At 34.8% G+C, this 22353-nt stretch carries 24 protein-coding genes and 1 pseudogene; 17 read left to right on the plus strand and 8 right to left on the minus strand.

Annotation, left to right across the window (positions count from 1 at the left end; translation table 11 throughout):
* Positions 1 to 469 precede the first annotated feature (469 nt).
* A complete protein-coding gene (locus tag E0E16_RS00790) occupies positions 470 to 1576 on the minus strand; it encodes a peptidoglycan DD-metalloendopeptidase family protein (RefSeq protein WP_036883839.1) in 1107 nt (368 codons plus the stop codon).
* A 52-nt stretch (positions 1577 to 1628) separates the two neighbouring features.
* On the opposite strand from E0E16_RS00790, the gene E0E16_RS00795 reads away from it, so the two are divergent.
* The 13 genes from E0E16_RS00795 (at position 1629) to E0E16_RS00855 (ending at position 12823) form a co-directional block, all read left to right on the plus strand.
* Positions 1629 to 2399, plus strand: a complete 771-nt coding sequence (locus tag E0E16_RS00795) for a DUF4099 domain-containing protein (protein ID WP_255418082.1) — start codon at positions 1629 to 1631, stop codon at positions 2397 to 2399.
* Between the two features lie 191 nt (positions 2400 to 2590).
* Positions 2591 to 3091 carry a hypothetical protein gene (locus E0E16_RS00800; protein ID WP_130828399.1) on the plus strand — a complete coding sequence of 167 codons (501 nt, stop codon included), beginning with the start codon at positions 2591 to 2593 and terminating at the stop codon, positions 3089 to 3091.
* Positions 3076 to 4917 (plus strand): MutS N-terminal domain-containing protein, encoded by a 1842-nt coding sequence (locus E0E16_RS00805; protein WP_130828400.1) that lies wholly within the window; start codon positions 3076 to 3078, stop codon positions 4915 to 4917. The genes E0E16_RS00800 and E0E16_RS00805 overlap by 16 nt, the downstream gene beginning before the upstream one ends.
* A 91-nt stretch (positions 4918 to 5008) precedes the next feature.
* On the plus strand, positions 5009 to 5215 hold the full coding sequence (locus tag E0E16_RS00810) for a hypothetical protein (protein WP_130828401.1): 207 nt from the start codon (positions 5009 to 5011) through the stop codon (positions 5213 to 5215).
* Positions 5216 to 5220: 5 nt separating this feature from the next.
* A complete protein-coding gene (locus tag E0E16_RS00815; RefSeq protein ID WP_130828402.1) occupies positions 5221 to 6531 on the plus strand; it encodes an ArdC family protein in 1311 nt (436 codons plus the stop codon).
* 7 nt (positions 6532 to 6538) lie between these two features.
* Positions 6539 to 7738, plus strand: coding sequence for a toprim domain-containing protein (locus E0E16_RS00820; RefSeq protein ID WP_130828403.1), 1200 nt, complete (start codon positions 6539 to 6541; stop codon positions 7736 to 7738).
* Positions 7722 to 8225 (plus strand): PH domain-containing protein, encoded by a 504-nt coding sequence (locus E0E16_RS14070; protein ID WP_255418083.1) that lies wholly within the window; start codon positions 7722 to 7724, stop codon positions 8223 to 8225. The genes E0E16_RS00820 and E0E16_RS14070 overlap by 17 nt, the downstream gene beginning before the upstream one ends.
* Positions 8206 to 8994, plus strand: a complete 789-nt coding sequence (locus tag E0E16_RS00830) for a hypothetical protein (RefSeq protein WP_165444171.1) — start codon at positions 8206 to 8208, stop codon at positions 8992 to 8994. The genes E0E16_RS14070 and E0E16_RS00830 overlap by 20 nt, the downstream gene beginning before the upstream one ends.
* 10 nt (positions 8995 to 9004) lie before the next feature.
* On the plus strand, positions 9005 to 9832 hold the full coding sequence (locus E0E16_RS00835; RefSeq protein WP_130828404.1) for a topoisomerase: 828 nt from the start codon (positions 9005 to 9007) through the stop codon (positions 9830 to 9832).
* Between the two features lie 9 nt (positions 9833 to 9841).
* The gene (locus tag E0E16_RS00840; protein ID WP_117654016.1) at positions 9842 to 10138 is read left to right on the plus strand and encodes an HU family DNA-binding protein; all 297 of its coding nucleotides are present in this window, start codon (positions 9842 to 9844) and stop codon (positions 10136 to 10138) included.
* Between the two features lie 5 nt (positions 10139 to 10143).
* On the plus strand, positions 10144 to 10647 hold the full coding sequence (locus E0E16_RS00845; RefSeq protein WP_165444172.1) for a hypothetical protein: 504 nt from the start codon (positions 10144 to 10146) through the stop codon (positions 10645 to 10647).
* Entirely contained in the window at positions 10647 to 11810 is a 1164-nt protein-coding gene (locus E0E16_RS00850) for a hypothetical protein (RefSeq protein WP_130828405.1), read from the plus strand. The genes E0E16_RS00845 and E0E16_RS00850 overlap by 1 nt, the downstream gene beginning before the upstream one ends.
* A gap of 215 nt (positions 11811 to 12025) precedes the next feature.
* Positions 12026 to 12823, plus strand: coding sequence for a hypothetical protein (locus tag E0E16_RS00855; protein ID WP_255418085.1), 798 nt, complete (start codon positions 12026 to 12028; stop codon positions 12821 to 12823).
* A gap of 4 nt (positions 12824 to 12827) precedes the next feature.
* Here E0E16_RS00855 and E0E16_RS00860 read toward each other — a convergent pair whose 3' ends face one another.
* Positions 12828 to 14429 carry a relaxase/mobilization nuclease domain-containing protein gene (locus E0E16_RS00860; protein ID WP_130828406.1) on the minus strand — a complete coding sequence of 534 codons (1602 nt, stop codon included), beginning with the start codon at positions 14427 to 14429 and terminating at the stop codon, positions 12828 to 12830.
* A 185-nt stretch (positions 14430 to 14614) separates the two neighbouring features.
* On the opposite strand from E0E16_RS00860, the gene E0E16_RS00865 reads away from it, so the two are divergent.
* Positions 14615 to 15004: a mobilization protein gene (locus E0E16_RS00865; RefSeq protein WP_130828407.1), complete on the plus strand. Its 390-nt coding sequence runs from the start codon at positions 14615 to 14617 to the stop codon at positions 15002 to 15004.
* Between the two features lie 1284 nt (positions 15005 to 16288).
* Positions 16289 to 17563: a replication initiation protein gene (locus E0E16_RS00870; protein WP_130828408.1), complete on the plus strand. Its 1275-nt coding sequence runs from the start codon at positions 16289 to 16291 to the stop codon at positions 17561 to 17563.
* Positions 17564 to 17614: 51 nt separating this feature from the next.
* Here E0E16_RS00870 and E0E16_RS00875 read toward each other — a convergent pair whose 3' ends face one another.
* Entirely contained in the window at positions 17615 to 18115 is a 501-nt protein-coding gene (locus E0E16_RS00875) for a hypothetical protein (protein ID WP_130828409.1), read from the minus strand.
* Between the two features lie 238 nt (positions 18116 to 18353).
* Positions 18354 to 18686, minus strand: a complete 333-nt coding sequence (locus tag E0E16_RS00880) for a hypothetical protein (RefSeq protein ID WP_130828410.1) — start codon at positions 18684 to 18686, stop codon at positions 18354 to 18356.
* A 547-nt stretch (positions 18687 to 19233) separates the two neighbouring features.
* On the opposite strand from E0E16_RS00880, the gene E0E16_RS00885 reads away from it, so the two are divergent.
* Positions 19234 to 19617 (plus strand): VPDSG-CTERM exosortase interaction domain protein, encoded by a 384-nt coding sequence (locus tag E0E16_RS00885; RefSeq protein ID WP_130828411.1) that lies wholly within the window; start codon positions 19234 to 19236, stop codon positions 19615 to 19617.
* Between the two features lie 70 nt (positions 19618 to 19687).
* On the opposite strand, the gene E0E16_RS00890 is transcribed toward E0E16_RS00885, so the two are convergent.
* Entirely contained in the window at positions 19688 to 19999 is a 312-nt protein-coding gene (locus tag E0E16_RS00890) for a hypothetical protein (RefSeq protein WP_130828412.1), read from the minus strand.
* A 572-nt stretch (positions 20000 to 20571) separates the two neighbouring features.
* Here E0E16_RS00890 and E0E16_RS00900 point away from each other — a divergent pair.
* A pseudogene (locus E0E16_RS00900) lies at positions 20572 to 20796 on the plus strand (transposase); the annotation flags it as partial.
* 236 nt (positions 20797 to 21032) lie between these two features.
* Here E0E16_RS00900 and E0E16_RS00905 read toward each other — a convergent pair.
* The 3 genes from E0E16_RS00905 to E0E16_RS00915 all read right to left on the minus strand — a co-directional run.
* Positions 21033 to 21263, minus strand: coding sequence for a hypothetical protein (locus E0E16_RS00905; RefSeq protein ID WP_165444174.1), 231 nt, complete (start codon positions 21261 to 21263; stop codon positions 21033 to 21035).
* A gap of 4 nt (positions 21264 to 21267) precedes the next feature.
* Entirely contained in the window at positions 21268 to 21522 is a 255-nt protein-coding gene (locus E0E16_RS00910) for a DUF8466 domain-containing protein (RefSeq protein ID WP_061450632.1), read from the minus strand.
* A gap of 25 nt (positions 21523 to 21547) precedes the next feature.
* The coding region (locus E0E16_RS00915) for a PcfJ domain-containing protein (RefSeq protein WP_181951308.1) at positions 21548 to 22353 on the minus strand (806 nt) is incomplete at its 5' end.

The raw sequence follows: 22353 nt of genomic DNA on the forward strand, positions 1-22353 counted from the left end.
TGAAATATATTTGTATATTTGATATACAAATATATCACATCAAGGTTCTAGCAGCCAATTGTTTCACTTAAAAAAGAGAATATTATGATAGTACTTCTTGCTTGTATCGTTGGGTTTTGTTTTGGTAGGTTTTTAATTCAATTCCTCGTTTTTGTAGCACTACTGTTAGCTTCTATAGCTAAAATGCTGCTTAAAATAATCTTAGCTGTAAGCAAGAACACAATTCGTATGATAAGATTTATCTATGATAAGGCTTACCAGTATTATAAAAAAAATAAAATTAGAGGAACTGAAATAAGAACTTTTAGCCATCAATAATATAGCAATCTAAAAGGGTCAATAAGTAGATATTATTATAATTGGGTGCATTTTGTGGACTTTATAGGTATAATTTTTTGAGTTAAAAAAGATGGGAAGTAGCATAAAAAACTACTTCCCATCACTTATTTATGACAACATCTAAAACCTCTTATAATGAGTTACTGATACTTCTTACTTTAGACAAATAATTTGGGTCAGAAGCATAGCCTATTCTATTAAGAAAACCGAAGTAATCTCCACCCTTATATTTATACTGAACATAATCCCTATATGCTTTTACCGATTCTTCCCAATTATTAAATCTATAATAAGAACCATCAGAGGGACGACGTAAACCAAACAAGTTATTATAATTAAGACATACATTGGAAGTAAAGTACCCTGTTTCAAGTAAAGCCTGTGCTACTACAATCTTCGGATATAGGATACCATATTTATCTAATATCTGATATAAATTATTGATATTGAGTTCTTTAGGTGGCTTTGTTCCAAATCTAACATATGCAATTTTATCACGTAAACTTGTAATATATTTATTTAAATATGCTATGAAAGGAGCAGGATTAAGGCTTTTACCATTAGAGGAAATCTTAATATGTAAATGAGGTCCCGTAGAGCGTCCTGTACTTCCTGATATTCCTACAATAGTCCCTGCATATACTTCATCTCCCTGTCTTACCGCTATTACAGATAGATGCCCATAGAGGCATTGTATATGTCCATAATCAAGAATAACGTGATTACCATATCCTTTTTTACTATACACAACCTTTAAAACTCTACCAGGAAGCATTGAATAAACATGTTTCATATTACACTCAAGGTCTATTCCATCGTGGAAAGCAGAACATTTTTTAAAAGGGTCTTTTCTATAGCCATATTTAGACGTAACACTAATAAAATCCAAGGGAAGACAGACATCCATACGTTGCTTTATCAAGCCAAATAACAGGCTATCCTTAACATTGACAAAAATAGGAATATCCTTTTCTATAGAAATTTCATGTCCTTCTGTAGTTGAAAAAAAGTCGATTAGATAATCTTCTTCTTTCTTGGATGATTTTATAGATTTTAAAGAGTCTTGATAAGCATAGAAATAATCTTCATGACTACCACGTACAGCTTTCTTTTTCGTAGCAGTGTTATTAGTAATTTTAATTTCTTTTTCCCTCATGATAGTGTAGAATTGTGCTTTCATTGTTAATGGAAATAGCACTAAAGAGGTCGTACCAATTATCAACGATTTTACTTTCATCTTACAATGTTTTTTTTTAATTTTGAATCAAAATTAATACAAATATATGGATATGGCAATGGTAAATCGTTTTTTGGAAAAAGACATTCCATACGGCAAATTAGCTAATCTTGGTATTGATAGAGAAAAGACTTTATCTATGCCAAAAGATTTATTAGAGAGTTTGATGAGTGGTAAAGTTACTCCTCTCGTTCAAGCTCATGTTCGTTCAGAAAGTGGAATAACTTATGAAGTTCCACTTAAACTGCAACTTATAAGAGATCGAGAGGGAAAGATAGATTTGATGACTTACCCTGTCAGAAAGAGTTTAATGAGTGATATTTCTCTTTCTGAAAATGAGAGGGAGAGACTGCAACAGGGTGATACCATTCGCAAGGAGATAAAAGAGAATGGAATTCGTCGAATGCAATTCATTCAAATGGATAATGAGACAAAATCCCTTATTAAACGGAATGTGAGTAATTTACGTCTTCCTGAGCAGATTGCACAAATGGAGAAGATTAATGATATTCAGCTTGGTCAGAATCAGAAAAATGCCATTAAAGAGGGGAAGCCTATCGAACTGGAGATTGGTCATGAGAAAGTCTCCGTTGGTGTCGATTTGAAAGAACCACAAGGTTTCAAAATTGTAAAAGGAGACATGACGGAATGGAAACGCCAACAAAAGATTAAATACGATATGGCGAATGAGGGCTTTATGGGTTATGTTCTCACCGATCAAAACCGATGGGAATATCAAAAAGTTGTTGATAAACTCCAACATAAAGAAAATAAGTTGGAAATCAAAGAAGAACAAAAAAAGTCAGCAGGTATTAAGATTTAGCACTAAATATCCTGTTACTAACACAAGTATAGTCCTATATTTTATTAGGGATTAAGATAATAATTAATTCACCCTTGATAGGGACACTTTAATACAATTACCGAATTAGCTGACAGTAGTCTTCTCGGTAGTCTTTAATATATTTCCCCAGTTTTAAAGACTGTTGTTCAAGGAGCATAAGATTTTGTTTTATGCCCAGAGAAGACTTATCTCCTGTCGCAGGGGAACAATCATTATATAAATTAAAGTCTTATCAGAAGTTTAAAGGTATTTCTGATAAGCAAGAATATATCTATACCCTTATGGCACGTCCATATGGTAGAGATACTCAGCCCGAATTTGGTTTCGTACGTCATCAAGACTCAGGAACTATATTTGGGCAAGTCGTTTTTGATCATTTACTTTCTCCAGCACAGTGCCGTAATTATAAGTTAAGACCTGATAGTGGATTACAAGCACTTGTTGGTAATTTGTATGCTAATGTAAATATTCAAAACGGCAACTATTTGCTTTCTATTGAAAGCTATGATTCTAATACTGGGCTTTTCAAAATTTCAAAGAAACAGAATGGGAAGAATATGTCCACATCGTGGTTGAACTGGCAGGATATGATAGATATGCTTGTGCGCTGCGAATGGAGGATTCTTTCAGCTACACATAATAAACAATCATTCATATGGAAGGAAAAGTAAAACCGTTGGTGGAGCAGGAAAAAGCCGTTCGGAGAGATTCAGAGAGTCTTTCTGATAAAAAGACTGCAAAGAAATCAGAAGTCTTTTATTCCTCTGTTGCTTATTTGCAAGCAGGAGAGGATATAAAAGATATTAGTGCTATGCACAAAAGAGGTCATTTAAATAAACTGCTTACTACTGTTGCCAGCTATGATCATGGCGAAGCTATAAACCTCAATAGCACTTTTAAGTCACCATTGCAGAATAAAGGAGACGAACTTTTGCGCGAAAACAAGAACTATGCGGTTGTGTACAACAGTGTAGTTGGAGGAACTTATGAAGTATTCCGCAAAGTTCAAGCGCAGGAAGTAAAGATGAATATAGAGCGTTATGGATTATCCGAAAATTCAACCAATGATGTAAAACAGCTCTATAAAGCAAATGAAAGTCGGACTCAAAAGCAATCTGATAGCAGTTCTTTGTCACCTATTATGAAGAGGTATACTTCAATGAAGGAACAACACCCAGACGCTTTACTTCTTTTTCGTGTTGGTGATTCTTTTAAATCATATAATGAAGATGCTGTGAAAGCGTCAAAGCATCTTGGAATCGAACTATCAAGTCAGCAAGATGGGACAAAACAAGTAGAATTCCCTAAACACGAACTTGACACATATCTCCCGATGTTGATTAAAGCAAAAGAACGTGTAGCTATTGTTGATCAAGTTGAAAATATACTGCATAAGCAAGAAACTCAGAGTAAAAGACAGGAAGAAGATGTAAAACTTGATAATCATCGAAACCCTCAAAAATCATCTGAAACAATTGGTGCAACATCAGATCAGCAACAAAAATTTATAGATGATATTAAGGCAGCAATGGGTACTACAAGAATGGTTGTTCTCCCTGATTTTGGAACTCAAAAGGGTGTTGTTGCTGGTACTGGAGAAGATAAAGGTATATCTCTAAGTCGTGTATACGCTTGGAATGACAACATTTCTTTTGCTGGTTCTGTACCAGGTGATGATGCTCAAAAGCGTAGATATTATCATCCTGAAAATATTCGTCCTGAGTTCTATGATTATCTTGTTAGCGAAGTGAAGAAAGCTGTTGCTCCACAGCTTATTACTGAGAATGGTCAAAAAGTTACATCTGCAAATCTTTATGAATCACCAAAACAGGAAGGAAAATATTTCTTCTATGCTCGCCTCGATGGTGTAGGCTTACATCCAAAGGCTGTTAAGCCACAGGACGTAGAAGCCTTCATGAAACAAGAACTATCCGTTAAGGATATGTTTGAAAAATATTACCCAACTAAGATAGCAAAACAGTTGGATAAAGAAGACTTTGATAGTCTCAAACTTTCAGATGGAAATGAATTAACCAAGTTCAGAGTATATAAACAACGTAATGAGGAAAAATCACATTTCGGAGAGTACCTCTTGTATGCCGAGATGGGTAATAAACGTTTCCATGCTACCCCTTTAAGTCATGACCAATTAGATGCCTACTTTGATAAAACACAAAGCAAAGGGCAAATAGCAGAAAAGGTAATTGGCGAACAACTTCATCTAAAGTCAGCGTATGAGAAATACAAATTACCTGACAACATACCAATCCAAGAAGTTCGTGTTAGAAAAGTACCTGATGGCAACTGGCTTATTTCTGCCAGTTTAGGAAACAAAGGACAGACCCCTGAACATAAAGTTTCAAGTAATGATCTCTACTCTCTTTTTAAGTCTAAGACAGCTACGAGAGAACAGTTGGCTGCAAAGTATTTGACAGAGGATATTAAAGAATTGTCTCGTAGTAAACCATTAGAACGCTCACATGGCTTAAAAAGATAAATATGAGTAATTGCAAAGAAACTTAAAATCAAATTACTACAACCTCACTTTAGAGTGAGGTGTGGCAAACTTCAAAATTACAATAAACTATATGGAAAGAAAATCTTTTGAAGAGTTAGAACTGCTTAAGCAGGAAGGACGAATAGGATGGGTAGAGTTTCTCCTGCAAAGTGAGTATGGAGAGAGCTACAAGCTTTGGCTTAATGACAGAGGTGCAGAAGCTGATGAAGATAATGCAGAGTTGTTTCTCGAACAAACAGATGCCTCTTTTTTTGATAATCTAGACTTTCTTATGTAAGGACAATGGCATACCAATATAATAAAGGCAATTCTCAAAGCTCCAGCGCTAAGGCTGTAGAAGCGTTTGCTGAAATGATTATCTCTCGTCTTGAAGAAGTTAAGGCAAGTGAGTGGAAGAAAGGCTGGATTGGAGGAAAAGGATTCCAAGGAATACCCCAAAATCTGAATGGCAGAACTTATTCGGGTACAAATTCCTTATTCCTATTCATGCACACCGCAATGAATAACTATGCAGCTCCTATATATCTTACATTCCTTCAGAAGGAAAAAGAAGGTTTGCGCCTTAATAAAGGAGCGAAAGCTATGCCTGTAGTGTACTGGGATTGGAATATTAAGGATGCAGAAGGGGAAAAAGTCTCTTTGACAGATTATAGAGATATGTCTAAAGAGGAACGGGAACACTGTGAAGCTCGCCCATTTCTTCGCTCTTTCCGTGTCTACAATATTGACCAAACTAACATGAAAGAGGTCAATAAAGAAAAATACGAAAAACTTGTTGCGCAGTTCCAGTCCCCCAAAGTTACAGATACACAAGGAATGTATAAGAACGCTGCTCTTGATAGAATGTTCGAGTATCAAGAATGGTTATGTAAAATTCACTGCGACAAACCATCTGATAGAGCGTTTTTTAGCCCCACTCATGATTTTATTGTGATTCCACAGAAAGAGCAATTCAAGATAGGGAAAACAGAAAGCGATATTTACAAGGATGGCATGGAGTATTATTCTACTGCTTTACATGAAATGACACACTCTACAGGTACAGCTGAGCGTCTAAACAGAAATATGGAAGGACGTTATGGAGATCCTAAATACGCAAAGGAAGAGCTTGTGGCAGAGTTGTCAGCAGCAATGGTTGGTAATACCATGGGCTTTGATAAGCGAATTACGGATAATAATGCAGCTTATATTGACAGTTGGCTTCATACGCTTCGTGAAGAACCTCGATTTATCATGTCTGTGATGGCAGACGTGAATAAGGCTTCACATCTTATTCTTGAAAAAATTGATGAGCAAAAACTTGCTTTAGGAGAAAAGCCGATATTAAACATTAGTCGTAGCGACTCTGAAAAGTCTTCAATTACAGCAGGAATATATAAGCAACCAACAGGTAATTATGTTGTTCGTGCATCTGTAGATGGTCAAGAATTAGAGTCTAAGCCTATAGATAACAAAACAGCTGTTAGCTACCTCAAAATCAGTGATAATTCTCAAAAAGATAAGATGCTTTCTGATATTGTAAAAAAGCATTATGGAGAAGAATTATCTATGCCAAAAGTTTCACAGCATATTTCACAAGGATTAAAGATATGATAAGCCTATGAAGGAATATCAAATAGACTTCAAAGCTTTGAAGTCAAAGGTAGGAATTGATGACGTAGCATATAGCTTAGGTTATCAAGTGGACAGGAAGGCTGGACTCGGAAGATATGTAGAGTTCGTTCTTCCTGATGGTGCTGGCGGAAGGAAAGATACGATTATTGTTAGCCATTTAAATGATAAGGCACAACAAACTTTCTTTCGTCGTAATGGGCAACGTGGCGATGTGATTAATTTCATTCAAGAGAATGCTGGTTCTTTTGGCATATCGCGGCGTAACAATTGGGACTTAATTAGTAAAGTTATGGCAAAGTTTGCAAATGAACCTATTGAAGAAAAAGTTCCTCGCCCTTATGCACAATTAAGTACTGATAGTAAAAAATTCGACCCTAAACTTTATCAGACAAAGCCTATCATGAAGAATATTGATAAGGCTCAATATATCTTTAAACAACGAGGTATAAAGCGAGAAACTGTAGAAACATTTGCTCCTTGGATTCAACAGATTAAGGACAATCGAATTGAAAAGGATTTCTTCAATATAGGTTTTCCTTATAAACAACCAGGAAGTGATAAAGTTGAAGGCTATGAAATACGTGGCTATGGGAGTTTCAAACGAAAAGCAACTGGAACAAACTCTACTACGGCAGCGTGGATTGTTGATTTCTCCAAAAACAACAATCCGCAAGATATAAAGCATGTGTTTTTTGCAGAAAGTGCTTATGACATTATGGCGTTCTTTCAAGCAAACAAAGCAAAACTACAGGGAGAACTGGACAAGTCTGTTTTTGTATCTATTGGTGGTACATTCTCTAATCAACAGATTGCAGGTATAATGAACTATTATTCATATGCCCGTGCTGTAGATTGCTTTGACAATGACATTCCTGGTCGTATTTATGGAATGCGAATGGTTAGTGTTATTGAGAAAGTACCTCTTTCAATCAATCAACATAATAAAATGATAGATGTAAATAATAATGGAGTAATTCATATCCTTAATGCAGAAACTGCCAACTTACATAGTTTGCGCTCTATTATTCCTTTCAAACGAGAATACGGAATAGAAAAGGCTCCTGCAGCCTTCAAAGACTGGAATGATGTTATCCAGAATAAGCCCTCCACTATGATATTTTCAAAAAACAAGTATGAACGAGACGAAAACCTTCATAAAAGAAGGACTGGTGGAATTAAGATATAAATGTATTATGGATATATCAATAAAGCCAAACTATAAAGAGTTCCTTGCTGAAAACTTAGGGATAAGCTGTCTTTTTTTTATGAGTATTGTTGCTATGCCTTTGTCAAGAGCTATAGATAACCGGTATATTCAAATAGGTATTTCTTCTTGTTCTTTGATATTGGCGGTTGTGCTCACAGTTAGATACATTATGCTTACAGCTGTTATATGGATTGTTGGTAATTCTACTTTGAGCCGTATTCAAGGTGTTTTCTCACGACATACGGACTATATCGAGCTTTACCGTGTTGTGGATTATAGAGAAACACAAACTCTTTTGCAAAAGATATGGAAAGTTAAGACTATTAGCATAATATCAACAGATAAAACTGATAGCTTAATGTGCATATATGGAGTAAAAGCAACTCTCCCTTTAGTACAGATAATTCGTAATCGAGTAGAAAAATGTAAACAAGACAAAAGAATATATGAAATTACAAATCAGTAAAACAATAGCTATTATTGCTATTTTTCTATGTATCAACAGAATTTCTATCTCTGCTTCTGTAGCACAAGTAGATCCAGCTTTAACAAGCGCCATAATTATTCAAATGAGAACTCTTCAAAGTATTTATTCTAAACGTAATAAAACTCAGAAGAAGATTATAGAGACAGAAGCGGTTGTAACGGTAGCATTGGATAAAATGCACAAGGTGGAAAATAAAGTACTTGGATATATGGCAAATGTACAAGGAGCTTTTCAGAACCTTTACCAAATCAAACGAGCTGGTGAATTAGTAACGAAAGATATCCCTGCTAATATAGGGAATGTTCGTAAGGCAATTCGTATAGGAGGTTTTCAGGGTACTTTCCTTTCTACTGTGGTTGGTAGTGAACTTACTAACCTGACAACAGAAATGATGAGTTTATATCCTTTCTTAGAGCAGCTTGTTACCAGTGGTACATACAATACTAAAGAGTTTGATGAGAAAGGTAATATAATAGACAAGAAGCATAAGGTTAATCTACTTAACTCAGCAGAACGCTATTACATCTGCAATACCGTGTTAAGCAAGTTAGAGAACATCAACACCTCTCTATATCTTCTTGCATGGGAAATTCAAACATTGCGTTGGCGAGATTTGTTTTTCAAACTTGACCCAGAAGGATGGGCTGCTGTTATGTCAGGAAAAAATATTATAGAAGGTGTTATTCGTGATTGGAATGTAAACTTGTTCATATATAATGCCGATTTAAAAGATCCACGTTCAATTTAATGATACTTTAATGGAAAAAATAGAAAGAGGTTTGGGATTGTGTCCTGTGTGTGGTGAAGGACATATTATTAGAACCAATAGAGATTATGTATGTACGAATAAACTAAAGCCATCAGGTAATGGAAAATTTTGTCGTTTTTCGCTACCATTACATTTGCATGGTATCGCATTCACAGACTCGATGATACACCACTTGATACAGAATGGTAGAACAGAGGAACTTACTTTATCTGATCAAAGAGGTTTCTCATATAAAGGACATCTCACTATAGTTAAGGATAAAGGATATATTGTAGAAACACAAAAGATAACACTCAATGCTGTATGTCCTGACTGTGGTGGCAAGATTATATTAACTCGTTTTGGGTATGCGTGTGAAAATAGTCTTAATGCAAATCCGACTTGTAGCTTTCATATTTCAAATTTCATCTGTAATAGGTTTATATCCCCAGAAGAAGCAGAAGCCTTCTGCAATGGAAGAGGGGACATACTTGATGGATTTTATAATAAGCAAGGAAAGTGGTTCTGTGCCTATTTATCAAGAGGCTCACATGGAGAGGTTGAACTAACATCATTTGTAGGCAAGTGTCCTGAATGTGGAGGTGATATTCTTGTTGGTACAACAGCTTTCAATTGTTCTAATTATAAACATGGCTGTAATTTTAAAATATGGAAGCATTATTATGGTCATAAAGTAAATTTGCAGGATGCAAAAGAACTCCTTTCTAATGGTCATTTACAAAAACCATTTACGGCTTTTGATAAGTATGGTCACATTCTTGCACTTAATTTACAGTTGGGAAGTCATAACGAGATACAAATAATTTCAAATAAATGAAGATAGCATATGGAAGAAAGAACAATTACATTAAATGAACTTATTCGTCTTGCAAAGACACGTTCAGGTTTATCACAAGAAACTTTACGAAAGAGTTTACAAGCTCTTTTGGGAGCAGCAAGTGAGGCATTAGATGAAGGCAAAAGGGTATCTTTAGATAACTTCGGTAGTTTTTGTGTAAGAACAATAGAGGAACGTACTGTTACTCCTCCTCCACCCCACAATACACCTGTTATTGTTCCAAAGCATCAGATAGTTCGTTTTAAGCCCTCTAAGAACATTTTTTTTTATCACATAAAATACTAAATTCTATGAAGAAGTTGCCTATAATTATTATTCTCTTGGCTGCATTGATTATTATTTCTTGTCGATCTTCTAAATCTGAAATGACACACAGAGCCAAAGAGAATCTTGAAGCATCGCTTGATTATCCAAAGCAATTAAAGATAATCGCCTACTCACAACCTGACTCTGCTTTTGGAGTTACCTACTTCACACGCAATGAGATTACTGGTATGTTGAAAGTTATGGCTGTTGTTACTAAACAACTTATGGCTAAGACAAAAGACATTAGTGATATTTCGAATAGTGATGCGTATACTGTTGGTTTAATGCGTCGTCAAATGAATGCTGCAACTGAGGTTCAAAACATGATTTTCAAGAATGTACCAAAAGGACAATGGTCTGGGTGGAAAGTCAAAATTGATTATGAATGTGTAGATAAAGACGGACTAAAATATCGGGCTGAACGATGGGTCTTCTTTGATAAAGATGGTAAGAATGTAATTAAAACCTTTGAGATACCGTTGCCATAATGGAGCTAAAGAAAGATTTTACAAATCTTATTAAAAGCTTATACAAGTGTCATTCTAATCTGATTATAGAGCAGAAGGCACTTGTGCTTTTTAATATAGGTGCATGTTGTGTCGCTATTAATAATGAAGCAGACAAATTGTATCTAAAGATGGGTTGGGAGTTAATTGACTTCGAGGAAGATAATACTATCTATTCCTTTATGATTATTAATCAATATGGTATAAAAGTATTGGAATCCATGAATTATGATATAGTGAAACATGATAGCATTATCTATCATAATGATATACTTTCAACAATTGCAGAATTGCAGCAATCGTTGGACTATTTGCGAATAAGTTCCAATGAGGGAACTATAGATTACCCAATTGTTGATAAAGAACTTTCTGTGGAAGGATTGAGCTTTATAAGAACCCTTCGCCTTTCTTCCTTCCACATAGATAGAAATAAGATTTCTGTATTAATAGATAACAGCGAGGTAGTTACCTTGGTTAATGAATATGAATGGAGTTTTAGCAAAGTTGAGAGAGCTATATTGGACTCATTGAAAGATCTATTTCAAGAGCAATATGCATATATTCTATATATGGTGCAAAATTATAGCCTTGCCGCGAGAACTCAACAGTCAAAAAACTCAATATTGCATAATTTATTTTTAAAAAAGAAGTCTGAAAATCATAACGGGAATATAGTCTGCGTGAAATGCACGGATTATTACTTGACGTTCGATGATGATGCAATTGCTGTACATAACTTATTAAACAATGCCTATCTGTATGATATAAAGACATTAGGAGTGAGAGGAAATATATGTGTGATAATTAATCCAACACAAATTATCGAACTCTGTAAGCAACAAAATAATATTTCTATTATCTCTTATTCGGAAGGCGTTCCATTGTATAGTCTGGGACTTAAAGAAAGTTTTCTAAATATTAGATATAAGAAAGAAATATCGTATATAGATACTATAATACGCAAACATATGAATGGGGATTTTACAATTTCAGCTGTTTTTAATGGTTATTCACTTCCTGAACAACAAATATCAAGTGTTGTTGGTGGCTATTATTTCAGATTGCCTTCTTGTGAAGAAAAAGAAGCGGTTTTATCTGCTATCGTTCATCAAACATATGATGATATAATATATCAACTTACTTAATGAGTAGATGAAAAGACTATATTTATTTGGACTAATTTGTCTATATTGCATGTTTATACTAATATGTATAATTTCTATTTATACAGGATACAAAAATAATAGTAGTACAAAGGTAGACTAAGTGTATCATAAATAAAATAGTGAAATAATTGATTGTGGGTAATAAAATGTATATCATGACGTTATTACTAAATAAACCATAAAATACAAAGAATATGCGTTGTCTATTTATAGTAATCTCATTATTTATAGCCTTATCTGTACATTCCAAAGAAACAGATACTATCCCCTCTCAATATCCTATTTTAGGATATTATAGGTTAGGTATGACCTATGAAGGTCACTATAACCAGGCAAGCAAGATGAAAGAAGAGTGTGCTATGACAGACTCTATTGGAATTGCTCGACACTTAATATTAATTAATGGCGCTAAGTTCGATATGGATTGTACAGATGTTTCATCTTGTCATGATATTGGTACAATGGATTTCGAACAATACAGCAGTAATACCTCTCCTTTTTTCTTTACTGGAGTTACATATTTTCTTGATGGTAAATTAGTGTCTATAACTATTAAATCTCTACCATCGGAAGAGAGTATGATGTGTTATATACCTAATTTTCTTTCTTCTATGGATTTACCTAAAAATCGTGCTGTATTTGATATATTAAATACAGCTCTCCATAATAAGCTCATAAATCAAGCAAACAAATTGGTTATATATCTCTCTGGAAAATATGGGAAACCAATTGAAGAATACGAAATTAAGGCACTCTCTCAAAAGCAAAATAATATGTCTCAAAAGTATAATGCACAATGGATTTCCTTGTGTAGTTCGGGGGCTTTCCTTCCAAGGGCAAAGTGGCTGTCAAATGGTATGGAAATAGTTATGGGTATATCAAGTAATGGTACCATATCTATTTCTTTCCTTGATGAAAAGAAATTGTCATATTCATATTTAGAAAATTATTTCAAACCGATAGAGAATGAACAAAAAATTACTACCTGGTAATAACTTATCGACGTAATTTCCGTTCATCATCTATATCGTCCCAATTATCAAAACCACCAACTTCCCACTCTCTATTAGAATGATGTCCAGTATCTTTTGAGTTTAACAAGCTCTCAACTTTCGTTATCTGCGGTTGCATATTATCTTTATTTGCTACAATACCATTAGAAGCATTTGCTCCAACAGAACTATGTTGTTTAAGTTTAGTTATATCAATATCTGTTTCATTTAGATTTATGATAGTAGATGCTCCCATATCAATTGCATATAAAGTTTCTTCTTTTCTGATAATAACAATCTTTGCCCTATTAAGTTCCTTGCATATAGAACCAGTTCCCTCTGCATCTACGATACTCTTGATATTATTGATTGTCGAATTTATCTTATTCACATCATTATTTTCATTTATTATGATGTTATTTACATCTTCAATATGCCCGAACTTACATAGAATAGATCGTTCTTCCTCGCTTGAAGGGTTAAACGACTGAATCCATTGCACTTTAAAATTATATCTTAGAATATCAAAGTCTTTAGTATTTACTTGTGAAACCATCTTGTAATGTCTATCTCGCACAAAGCCATCATGATAAACATTAACATTATATTTTCTCCATAATTTCTCATTCAGTTCACCTATTGTTTGTTTCTTATTTTCCTCCAGAAGATTGTGTATGAAAACTGCTATTTCGTCCTTGTTCTTTTCTGTTACAGCCTCTTTATTAAAGTGAAGTAATTCCTTTATCCCTAACACGTCTTTTCCTTTGTAGGTGGCTTTTTCTTTATGGTCTACTATGATATATCCGTATGGTGTATCCTTCTTTCCCATGAAAACTAAACTAACACCAAACTTCTTCTTAAGAACTTCGTTGAGTTCTTCCTTATTTGACGTAATATCTCTATATTTAAGCAATATAGCTTTTAATTGCATACGCCTCTTTTGCGTTTCCTCTTTAGAACGTTTTTGTGTATGTTTCTCTATCTCTGCAATTAATATATTTTCGAGTACAGTGCCTCCCTTCTTTATATTCAGATTGTCTCCTTCTATATAACTTTCGTATCCACTTGATTCAAGAATTGCCTGGAACTGTCCCAGGGTCTCGTATGAATAGCGTAGAGACTTTTGCACTATGTTTTTCACATCTTGTTTGGGCTTGACTCCCATTATTTTATTTATAACAGCCTGTGATCGTAATCTTTCATTATCATGGTCGATTTTTTTTCCTTGTGGATTAATTCTGCTTGTTACAATGTGAATATGATGATTACTTGTATCATGATGTGCATATATTAAAAGAGGTTGTCCATCTTCTCCATAACCCATCTCTTTGAGATATTGATGTGCTATTTTGACAAGCTCATCATAATCATATTCATCTTTCTTACATGAGATAGCAAGATGAAACTGTGGTTTCTTAATATTGTCATTTTGAGAAGAATAGTTGATGAGAAACTCTTGCAAGTTAGAAGCTGTAACATTACCTGTATTTTGAAGAAGGTCGAAATTCTTAATTTCAACCAGTTCTGCCACACCCTTTGAGACTTTTGCCTCATTATATTCTACTGCATTAAAATTTGAGCTTGACCTTAAAATAGTTGCAATCATACTTACCCTTTAATTATACTTATACTCACTTAAAGATATATGTTAAAGGATACTGTGAAGACTACTGTCAGCTATATCAGTAATTATATTAAAGCCTCTTAAAGTGATAATACAAAGGTAAAGAAAATAATTTAATTTGGATGGGATTTTGTATCTTTACTTATGTAATTATCAAAGAAATAACAATGAAGAAATATAAAAGAATAAACAGAATCCCTCTCAATCTAAATGATTGTGAGTTAGAATTATTTAAAAAGAAAGCCACTAATTATAGCAATATGTCTGCGATGATTAGAGCTGCTGTATCTCAATTAGATGACACAAAAACGAAAGGTTGGATTAAATCTCTGACCGATTTATCTATACTTATATCCAAATTTTCTACTGAACTCTCTAAGCAAGGGGGTAATCTAAATCAAATAACTAAGCGTGCAAATGAACTCATTTATATTGGGGAATTAGACAAAAACTATTATGAAAATGTATTTCTCCCTCAAGTAAAAGTATTGCAGGAACTAACAAATGATGTGAAAAAACAGCAATCAGCAATCTTTAAAAAATTGCTCAAATTATAAAATTCTTATACCTTTTTGTCCTTATACTGGAGTTGCGACAGTATATTTCCCACTTCTGTGGGCAAGTAACCTTTATGCCCCGATTTGAAAAATAGGTGCATAAAGGTACAACTTGCTTCCGATTGAAATCAACACTTATACCAAGTATAAACCATACTAATAAACCATTTAAATGATTTTTCTTTTCTATATAACATCATGATAATAATATTTATTATCAGTATGATTGTATTATATTATACTAATATACTAAAATGATAAGTAGTTTATGATTATAATGTGATAATAATAAACTATGCTAATATTATTATATAGCTTTATTCTATTATTACTTTATACCTATTATCTGATATTATATAAATAGCTATATCACACTTTTATAATATACCTTTATGAATTTATTCCTTTATCACACTATTAAAATATGACAATAATAAAATACATCTATAAAGTAAGCATATTTTATGCTTTCATAATACGATTATATGATTATTATAATACACGATTAGAATAATAAAATATGATGTTATTTCTTTATTATAGATATAATAAAACCTTATAGGGAAAAGAATGATATTCATGTAACCTTATGAGAAAGAAACGAAAGGGAAAAATATAGTAATGCCTTCTGTGTGCAGAAATTCAACAAGAAATAATATAGAAAATGTATTGTAATATAAAAGAGTCAATATATAGATAAATGATATAAAGAAAAAAGTTGTAGAACAAAATCTCCTCATATCTATCCTTAAATTCCTTATCCCACCAAGCCAGCCATTGTATTTGGTCAATATAAAAGGAACTGGGAGATATAAACCTTAATGTTCTTTTCCCTTTAGTTAAAAGTTTCCTTGCGCACGCGCATTATAAGCTTTATTTATATATTTTATTTATAAGCTTTATTTTAGAGGCTTGTAACTCGTTGATTATCATTTTGTTTATTTGTTATTATGTAACCTTTTGAGAAGCATTATGTAACCTTTTGAGAAGCATTATGTAACCTTTTGAGAAGCATTATGTAACCTTTTGAGAAGCATTATGTAACCTTTTGAGAACGAATAATATCTTCTTTTTGCTTGTTAGAACAATTGCAAAATCACTATGAAAAGATGAAGTTTCTTTGCCTATATGAATGAAAAGAAATATCTTTGTATCGTCGTTTCGAGACACTTTAATATAATTACTGGTTTAGTAGGCAGTAGTCGCTACAGTACCCTTTAATACATTTTTCGCTACGACCTTATAAGGATTTATCCAAAAGAAAAGTTATTAAAGGGTTTAAAAATGACAAAACGAATTTTTACTTTGATTGAGAATGGAGGAACGAAAGGAAGTCCTTTTAGTTTCAGCAATCTGTTGATGCGTTCTCCATTACGCTATACCATGATGGAACGACGTTTTCTTTATAAGTTGTCAGAAGCTATCAAAATGCGTTATGAAGAAATGGGATTAAAGATGCGTGAAAACTGGGAAAATCTTGTCTTTAACATGACGGATAAAGACTTGTCTTTAATAGGAGGCAATACGAATATTGTTAGAACCTATAAAACCGTTCGTTCGCTTGCGCAGAAATCAATCATTCAATTTCATAATAATGAGAAAAACCAACTTGTCATAGATTACTTTCATTGGATAGATGCCTTTCGTTGGAATACAGCAACAAATGACTATACTGTACGTGTTTCACCAGAGCTATATGATTATGTTATCTGCCTAACCAAATCATTTACGGTTCTAAATCTTCACACAGCCATTTTACTTGAATCAAAGTATTCACAAAAGTTCTATGAGTTCTGTTGTCAGTACTCAGGTGAGTTTCGGTTTGTAGATCCATCTGCCCCGAACGAAACATATAAGAAACGAGTTGTCAAGATGTCTGTCGAAGCATTCCGTTTTACTTTTGGACTTTCTGAATTACATGACCCAAAGACTGGTGAGTTGCTGGAAAAAGAGAAATATACTCGATTTAAGACCATGGTTGAGAAGGTTATTATCCCTCCACAGCAAGAACTTTATAGGTTATATAGTGAAAAACGTTCAGATGTATGGTTTGATTATGAAGTTGCAGAACGGTATGGACGTGGGCGTAATGGCTCTCCAAAGTTTTTACGCTTTTATATCTACACACGTGAGCATCCTAAATCTAAAGACTCCGAGTTAGATCGTCCATGTAAAGAAGGGGAGAACCTCTTTCCATATGAAGAAGTTAAACAACATCGTCCTGCTAAAAGAAAACAAATAAAGCAAACCAGCTGGCTGCAACTTGATGAAACATTTCAAAGAGATACCATATTACAATTACTTAACAGCTATTTAGATAAAGAAGATGTAAATTATTACATGGAAAGAATAGATAAAGAACAGTTGCGATGCAAGGAAAGTTACTCTCAGGTGATCCAGGTTCTTTATGAGAAGCAAAAACAACCTAAGTTTGTGCAAGGAACAAAGAAATATAAGCAAAAAAGCCTTATTGATTTTGTCTTTGCAAAGAACTTGCAAGAGTATGGTTGGCACATAGAACCACAAGAAAATAAGCAATTAAGTTTTAATGACAATTGAATTTTTAAATCCTAAAAGGAGTCTCTGTCGTGAGACAGGGACTCCTTTGCTTTAGTTTTGGCGGAATGAAACCTTTTGTTTATTCTTCATGTATTGAAGAATATTCTTAGTTTCATTACCTTTTTCGTCAAAAGTATCAATTAAAACAGTTCCTTCATGGAGTAAGATTTTAATCTCTGAAATGGTCAGTCTATGACCGTTATACATTCGTTGTATTCTCAACTTATGTGGTTGCTCACTATTGGTAAAGCTTTTATTGCCTACAATAATTCTACCAATTCCAGATATATAATCAATCGTATTATCAAGGCGAATAGAATTTCCATCTAACACTGGGATAGAAGAAAACACATGCCCAGAATTTGTTGAAAAACCATCTAAGATAATTCTTTCTCCAGTAAGAATAATCTCAGCCTCTCTTTTATCAATGTATCTGTTACAGATATAATAGCTAAAGTTAAAGCTACAACATTCACATTGGTATCCATGACTATTCATGACTATTCTTTCTCCACACACAGGGCAGGGGCTTGATAAATGTGACTTTCCCATGATATACAGATTTAAACATTATCACATAGATACTTAATGATATTATGCCCCTGCTTCGTTGAACCTATCCATAAACAAGCCATAACCACAAAAAAGATTAATGCAATGCACTTATGAAAATCGCCAGGATGCTCCACTACAATGAGATTTATTGCACTTATTATAAAGCAAATCAGTATAATTAGGTCTTTCATTTTAGTAAGTTTTGTGGAGAGGTGGTTAGCCTCTCCGTTTCCTTTTAGTCGGTTACGTTATAGAAGTATTCAAGTTTTTTGCCTTTGAGGTTTTCTTGCGCCCATAGGTCAGCTTCCTCCCAAAGTGTGTTGTACACTCCTGCAATGGCTTCATTCTCCTCGTACCACTGCCAAATTTTGTGATTGAGTACCATAACAAGCTCTGTGAGATACACATGATTGTCTTTCCATGCGTTGAAAGCTCGTTTGTAGGTGTCTTTGATGGCAGCGATACCAAACTTGTCTGCAATGGAAAAGTCCATCCAAAAGGTAGTCTTTTGCTCATACCCCATCATCATAGGGTCGATGTTACTAACTTGCAATTGAATTGTCTGCATAAGCTAAAAGTTTTAATGATTGATACTTTTCCCTTTAGTTCCCACTTTTTTAAGTGGGGCTGCTCGGGATTGAATTTTTATGTGCATGGGAAAAGCGTGGATGGAATGGATGTGCAAGGAATTTTCAGTAGATTTTTCATGGATGCCCAATTTGTCTGTAAGAGAAATTGCGGTGGGTTTGTGAAAAATCTACTGAAAATAGTGTTAGCGGTACTTTCACAGGAATGGAAGCTACGCTACCTTTGCACAATAAAAATCAATGCAGAGTAGCAACACAAAAGTAGGCAACGCCTATGACCACAGGGCTTCATAGAAGCTGATTAGGGCTATATACAAGACCAAAACTTACGATAGTGTGTTTTGCTGAGGGCTTAATGAAGTCAGTGCTATTTGGCTCTGGCGAATGAATAAAAATTAGAAGGGCTACCCTATAGGGGTAAATAGGGTATGAGAACATTAAAGTCAATAGAATTTCAAAGTATTAAAAAAAGAGTATATCCATTTGCTTTTAAGTTCTATTTCCAGTAACTTTGCAAATAAATAACTAATGAACAAAACATCTTTTTTTATCGGCATGTTGTCAGGTATAGTCCTGACAATAGTAGCACTATTTGTTATTGGCTTTGTAAGACAAAAGAACAACGAAGACGATGCTATACAGCGTCTTGAAAAGCCTGTTAGCTATGAAAACAAAAAGAAGACATCATTCAAGGTGTTTCAGGTGATTGGTGAAGATGCTGCGTTAGCAAAAGAAATATCTGACAAGGAATTAGATATGTATCTTGGCAATACGGTTGTGCTGATTGGTAAGGATTTTTATAGTGACCAAGTGGTTACCATGAAAAATCCTCAAAGGACAGGAACGTATAGCTATATGAACAATAGCGGTATGCCTATGACAGTGCCTATCATTGGAGATAAGGTGAATTAAGCCCTACATATTTTAAAGTATTACCCCACTGATGTTATTCTATGATAAATATCAGTGGGGTATTCTTTTGTCATTCCTCGGGCAATTTGTCCAATATCCCATCAATATCTCCGAATTGAATATCATTATATCCGACCTCGTAATACTCGTTATCTTCATCGGGCATTATGAGGATACCGCCTGAAAGGGTGATAGGATACTTTACTGCCATGACCTTAGCATCTACATGACCATCACAAGTGGAAAGCTCGGCAATGACATAAGGGAAGTCAGCATACCAATGAAACTCCTTGTCGGTTCTGTTGCGTAACGTTTCGTTTAATACTCTTATTTCTTCTTCCTGAATAGAAGCATATTGGTGATAAAAATTTTGGTGTTGCATATCATTGTTTTGTTTGTGGAGGGGTGGTGTTAAACAAGAAGGTTATCATTCGAGCTTCGGAGTTGATTAGGGCGAAAAAGAACCATAAGGGAAAGTGATATTGCAAGTGCCGAAAAGTCCGCTAAATGAAACTTTTGATATTATCTGATATAAAAGGTTCGATTCCTACTTTTTGCGACTTCTGTTATTCATTGAAAAACAGGTAATTACAAATGCTGAAAAATATTTACATAAAAAAGCGTTTTTCAGGATTGAACAAATTTTCGGAGAAAAAAGTGGGGCAAAAAGTGGGGCAACTTTGGGGCAAAAAGTGGGGCAACTTTTTAGTATAGACAAATAAAAAGTCCCTAAGTTGTTGTAACTAAGGGACTTAACTTGCTGTGTGATGCGGAGAGAGAGGTTTATGAACCAAACTCTGCTAACTCGTTGTAATTAACTGTTCTATCAATTTTGACAAATCGGTAGTGTAGCATTTTTGTAGCAGTATTTTGACCGCTTGATGACTACCATTCTGACTACCTGTTGAAAGCACAACTGCTCTCTTTTCTTGGGTACAAAAGTATATTGTGGATGGAATACAACTTATTACCAAGCTGAAAAGCAACATGAAAGGAGCTTTGATGAGCGTTTCTGACAGACTCTTACTCAGAAAAAGAGCCATTATAGAAACTGTGAATGATGAGCTTAAGAATATTGCACAGGTGGAGCACTCCATGCATAGATGCTTTGACAATTTTATCGTCAATTTATTAGGTGCTATTGCAGCCTATTGCCTGTTCCCAAAAAGCCGTGTATAAATGTACAAAGGACTATTGACACACAGCTTGCTCTGTTCTAAATTCGTCGAACTCACGTTAATCCAATTAATAGATAATCATCATAGAAAGTAATGTAACGGCTTTTTGTTACTTTTGAGCCGTCTCAACTCACTGTCAAAAGTAACGAGGTACTTTTCATCGGGTTTCTTTGCTACTTTCTTTGTCCGCTCTAAGCTCACGAAAGAAAGGAGCGGTCGGCAAATCTGCCGACCGCATTACTCCGTCTGTTCTTTTTGAATGGTTATTCGTCCCGTCCTTACTTCGGGGGTCGTAGAGAAAGCCCAATTTACTTCATCATCGGGCAAAGTGCTGTGAATACTGCCACCCATCACCAATCCGCAATTTTGCAGGACTTTCTGCCGTGCATCTTCCTTGCTCTCCGCAACCACATCAAACACTCCTTCAAAGATGTATTGCGTCCGTACTCTATAAACTTTCTCTTTCATAATCTTAAAATTCAACTTTTAATAATCTGTATTCCTTTGGCTCTCCATTAGATAATTTGCGATGTGTGAGCCAAAAATGATGTGCGCCATAACCGTAGGCAAAAAACCTGTCAAGCTCCGTTTCTTCGGCTATCTTGCCTATTGCCGTCCTTAACTCTTCCTCGTTGTCGGACAAGGTTATCGCATTGATAACCCGAATGAGTATGTGTGGTATCTCGTCCGCCCAGTTGCAAATGATGTTCTCAATTTCTGCTTTCATGTCTTTAATAATCTAATGGTTCATACTATGCTGTTGTCTTTATCCGCTGTCTGATAAGCCTTCGGTTGGCATTGACAAGGTTCACGATTTGGTCGTGGTACTCCGTGTTCTTGTTGCACACCCCACGACTTTGTACCACTTCCAAAGTTCGTAATGATACTTCAATGGTTTCTATTCGCTTGCCTTCAATGGTAGCCGAAAGGATAAGGGAGTCCTCCTTGAGGTAGTATGCATTAGAAAATACGCAATGATGCATTGATACACCTTCTTCCAAATGTTCCTGCACGCTCTCCAATACGTGGACTTGGATAGTGCCGTCCGTGAAATGGATACCGAAAAACTTGGATTTAAGTTCTTTGAAACGCTTTTCATCTTCCATTGCCTTCTTTTGCTTCTGTTCTATCTCCTCCCTTTCACGCAATCTGAGAAGTTCCTCGTGTCTGCGGTCGTGTTCGGCTTTGAGGTGGGTGGGGCAAAGAAATTTCGGGTTTTGAATGTCCTTGCCCAATCTTCTAAGTGTATCTACATAATCACTCCAAAGGGAAATGTCTGCTATCTCATAGCCGTTACGGACTGCAATCTTGTAGGACTGCCATAGTTCCTCAAAAGTCCTCCTGTTGCCAAGAAAATAACGTAAGTGGTCTGTACGACCTGCCTTTAGCAATGTTTCCACACGGCTGTCTGTAAGCAATGCAGGAATAAGTTGGGTAGGCACGATGCCATAGAAATTATCCTTAAAACCATTTCTGCGAAGTATATCTGTAACCTTGAACTTCGGATATATCGGTGAGTAGGCAATATGCTGATAGGCTTCATTATCGTTGCGTATCG

This window comes from Prevotella rectalis, assembly GCF_900607215.1.
GTDB lineage: Bacteria > Bacteroidota > Bacteroidia > Bacteroidales > Bacteroidaceae > Prevotella > Prevotella brunnea.

What these genes read in the sequence shown, in the direction of transcription:
- E0E16_RS00790 (WP_036883839.1), bottom strand. Translation starts at nt 1,576, where the DNA reads ATGAAAGTAAAATCGTTGATAATTGGTACGACCTCTTTAGTGCTATTT.
- E0E16_RS00795 (WP_255418082.1), top strand. Translation starts at nt 1,629, where the DNA reads ATGGCAATGGTAAATCGTTTTTTGGAAAAAGACATTCCATACGGCAAA.
- E0E16_RS00800 (WP_130828399.1), top strand. Translation starts at nt 2,591, where the DNA reads ATGCCCAGAGAAGACTTATCTCCTGTCGCAGGGGAACAATCATTATAT.
- E0E16_RS00805 (WP_130828400.1), top strand. Translation starts at nt 3,076, where the DNA reads ATGGAAGGAAAAGTAAAACCGTTGGTGGAGCAGGAAAAAGCCGTTCGG.
- E0E16_RS00810 (WP_130828401.1), top strand. Translation starts at nt 5,009, where the DNA reads ATGGAAAGAAAATCTTTTGAAGAGTTAGAACTGCTTAAGCAGGAAGGA.
- E0E16_RS00815 (WP_130828402.1), top strand. Translation starts at nt 5,221, where the DNA reads ATGGCATACCAATATAATAAAGGCAATTCTCAAAGCTCCAGCGCTAAG.
- E0E16_RS00820 (WP_130828403.1), top strand. Translation starts at nt 6,539, where the DNA reads ATGAAGGAATATCAAATAGACTTCAAAGCTTTGAAGTCAAAGGTAGGA.
- E0E16_RS00830 (WP_165444171.1), top strand. Translation starts at nt 8,206, where the DNA reads ATGAAATTACAAATCAGTAAAACAATAGCTATTATTGCTATTTTTCTA.
- E0E16_RS00835 (WP_130828404.1), top strand. Translation starts at nt 9,005, where the DNA reads ATGGAAAAAATAGAAAGAGGTTTGGGATTGTGTCCTGTGTGTGGTGAA.
- E0E16_RS00840 (WP_117654016.1), top strand. Translation starts at nt 9,842, where the DNA reads ATGGAAGAAAGAACAATTACATTAAATGAACTTATTCGTCTTGCAAAG.
- E0E16_RS00845 (WP_165444172.1), top strand. Translation starts at nt 10,144, where the DNA reads ATGAAGAAGTTGCCTATAATTATTATTCTCTTGGCTGCATTGATTATT.
- E0E16_RS00850 (WP_130828405.1), top strand. Translation starts at nt 10,647, where the DNA reads ATGGAGCTAAAGAAAGATTTTACAAATCTTATTAAAAGCTTATACAAG.
- E0E16_RS00855 (WP_255418085.1), top strand. Translation starts at nt 12,026, where the DNA reads ATGCGTTGTCTATTTATAGTAATCTCATTATTTATAGCCTTATCTGTA.
- E0E16_RS00860 (WP_130828406.1), bottom strand. Translation starts at nt 14,429, where the DNA reads ATGATTGCAACTATTTTAAGGTCAAGCTCAAATTTTAATGCAGTAGAA.
- E0E16_RS00865 (WP_130828407.1), top strand. Translation starts at nt 14,615, where the DNA reads ATGAAGAAATATAAAAGAATAAACAGAATCCCTCTCAATCTAAATGAT.
- E0E16_RS00870 (WP_130828408.1), top strand. Translation starts at nt 16,289, where the DNA reads ATGACAAAACGAATTTTTACTTTGATTGAGAATGGAGGAACGAAAGGA.
- E0E16_RS00875 (WP_130828409.1), bottom strand. Translation starts at nt 18,115, where the DNA reads ATGGGAAAGTCACATTTATCAAGCCCCTGCCCTGTGTGTGGAGAAAGA.
- E0E16_RS00880 (WP_130828410.1), bottom strand. Translation starts at nt 18,686, where the DNA reads ATGCAGACAATTCAATTGCAAGTTAGTAACATCGACCCTATGATGATG.
- E0E16_RS00885 (WP_130828411.1), top strand. Translation starts at nt 19,234, where the DNA reads ATGAACAAAACATCTTTTTTTATCGGCATGTTGTCAGGTATAGTCCTG.
- E0E16_RS00890 (WP_130828412.1), bottom strand. Translation starts at nt 19,999, where the DNA reads ATGCAACACCAAAATTTTTATCACCAATATGCTTCTATTCAGGAAGAA.
- E0E16_RS00905 (WP_165444174.1), bottom strand. Translation starts at nt 21,263, where the DNA reads ATGAAAGAGAAAGTTTATAGAGTACGGACGCAATACATCTTTGAAGGA.
- E0E16_RS00910 (WP_061450632.1), bottom strand. Translation starts at nt 21,522, where the DNA reads ATGAAAGCAGAAATTGAGAACATCATTTGCAACTGGGCGGACGAGATA.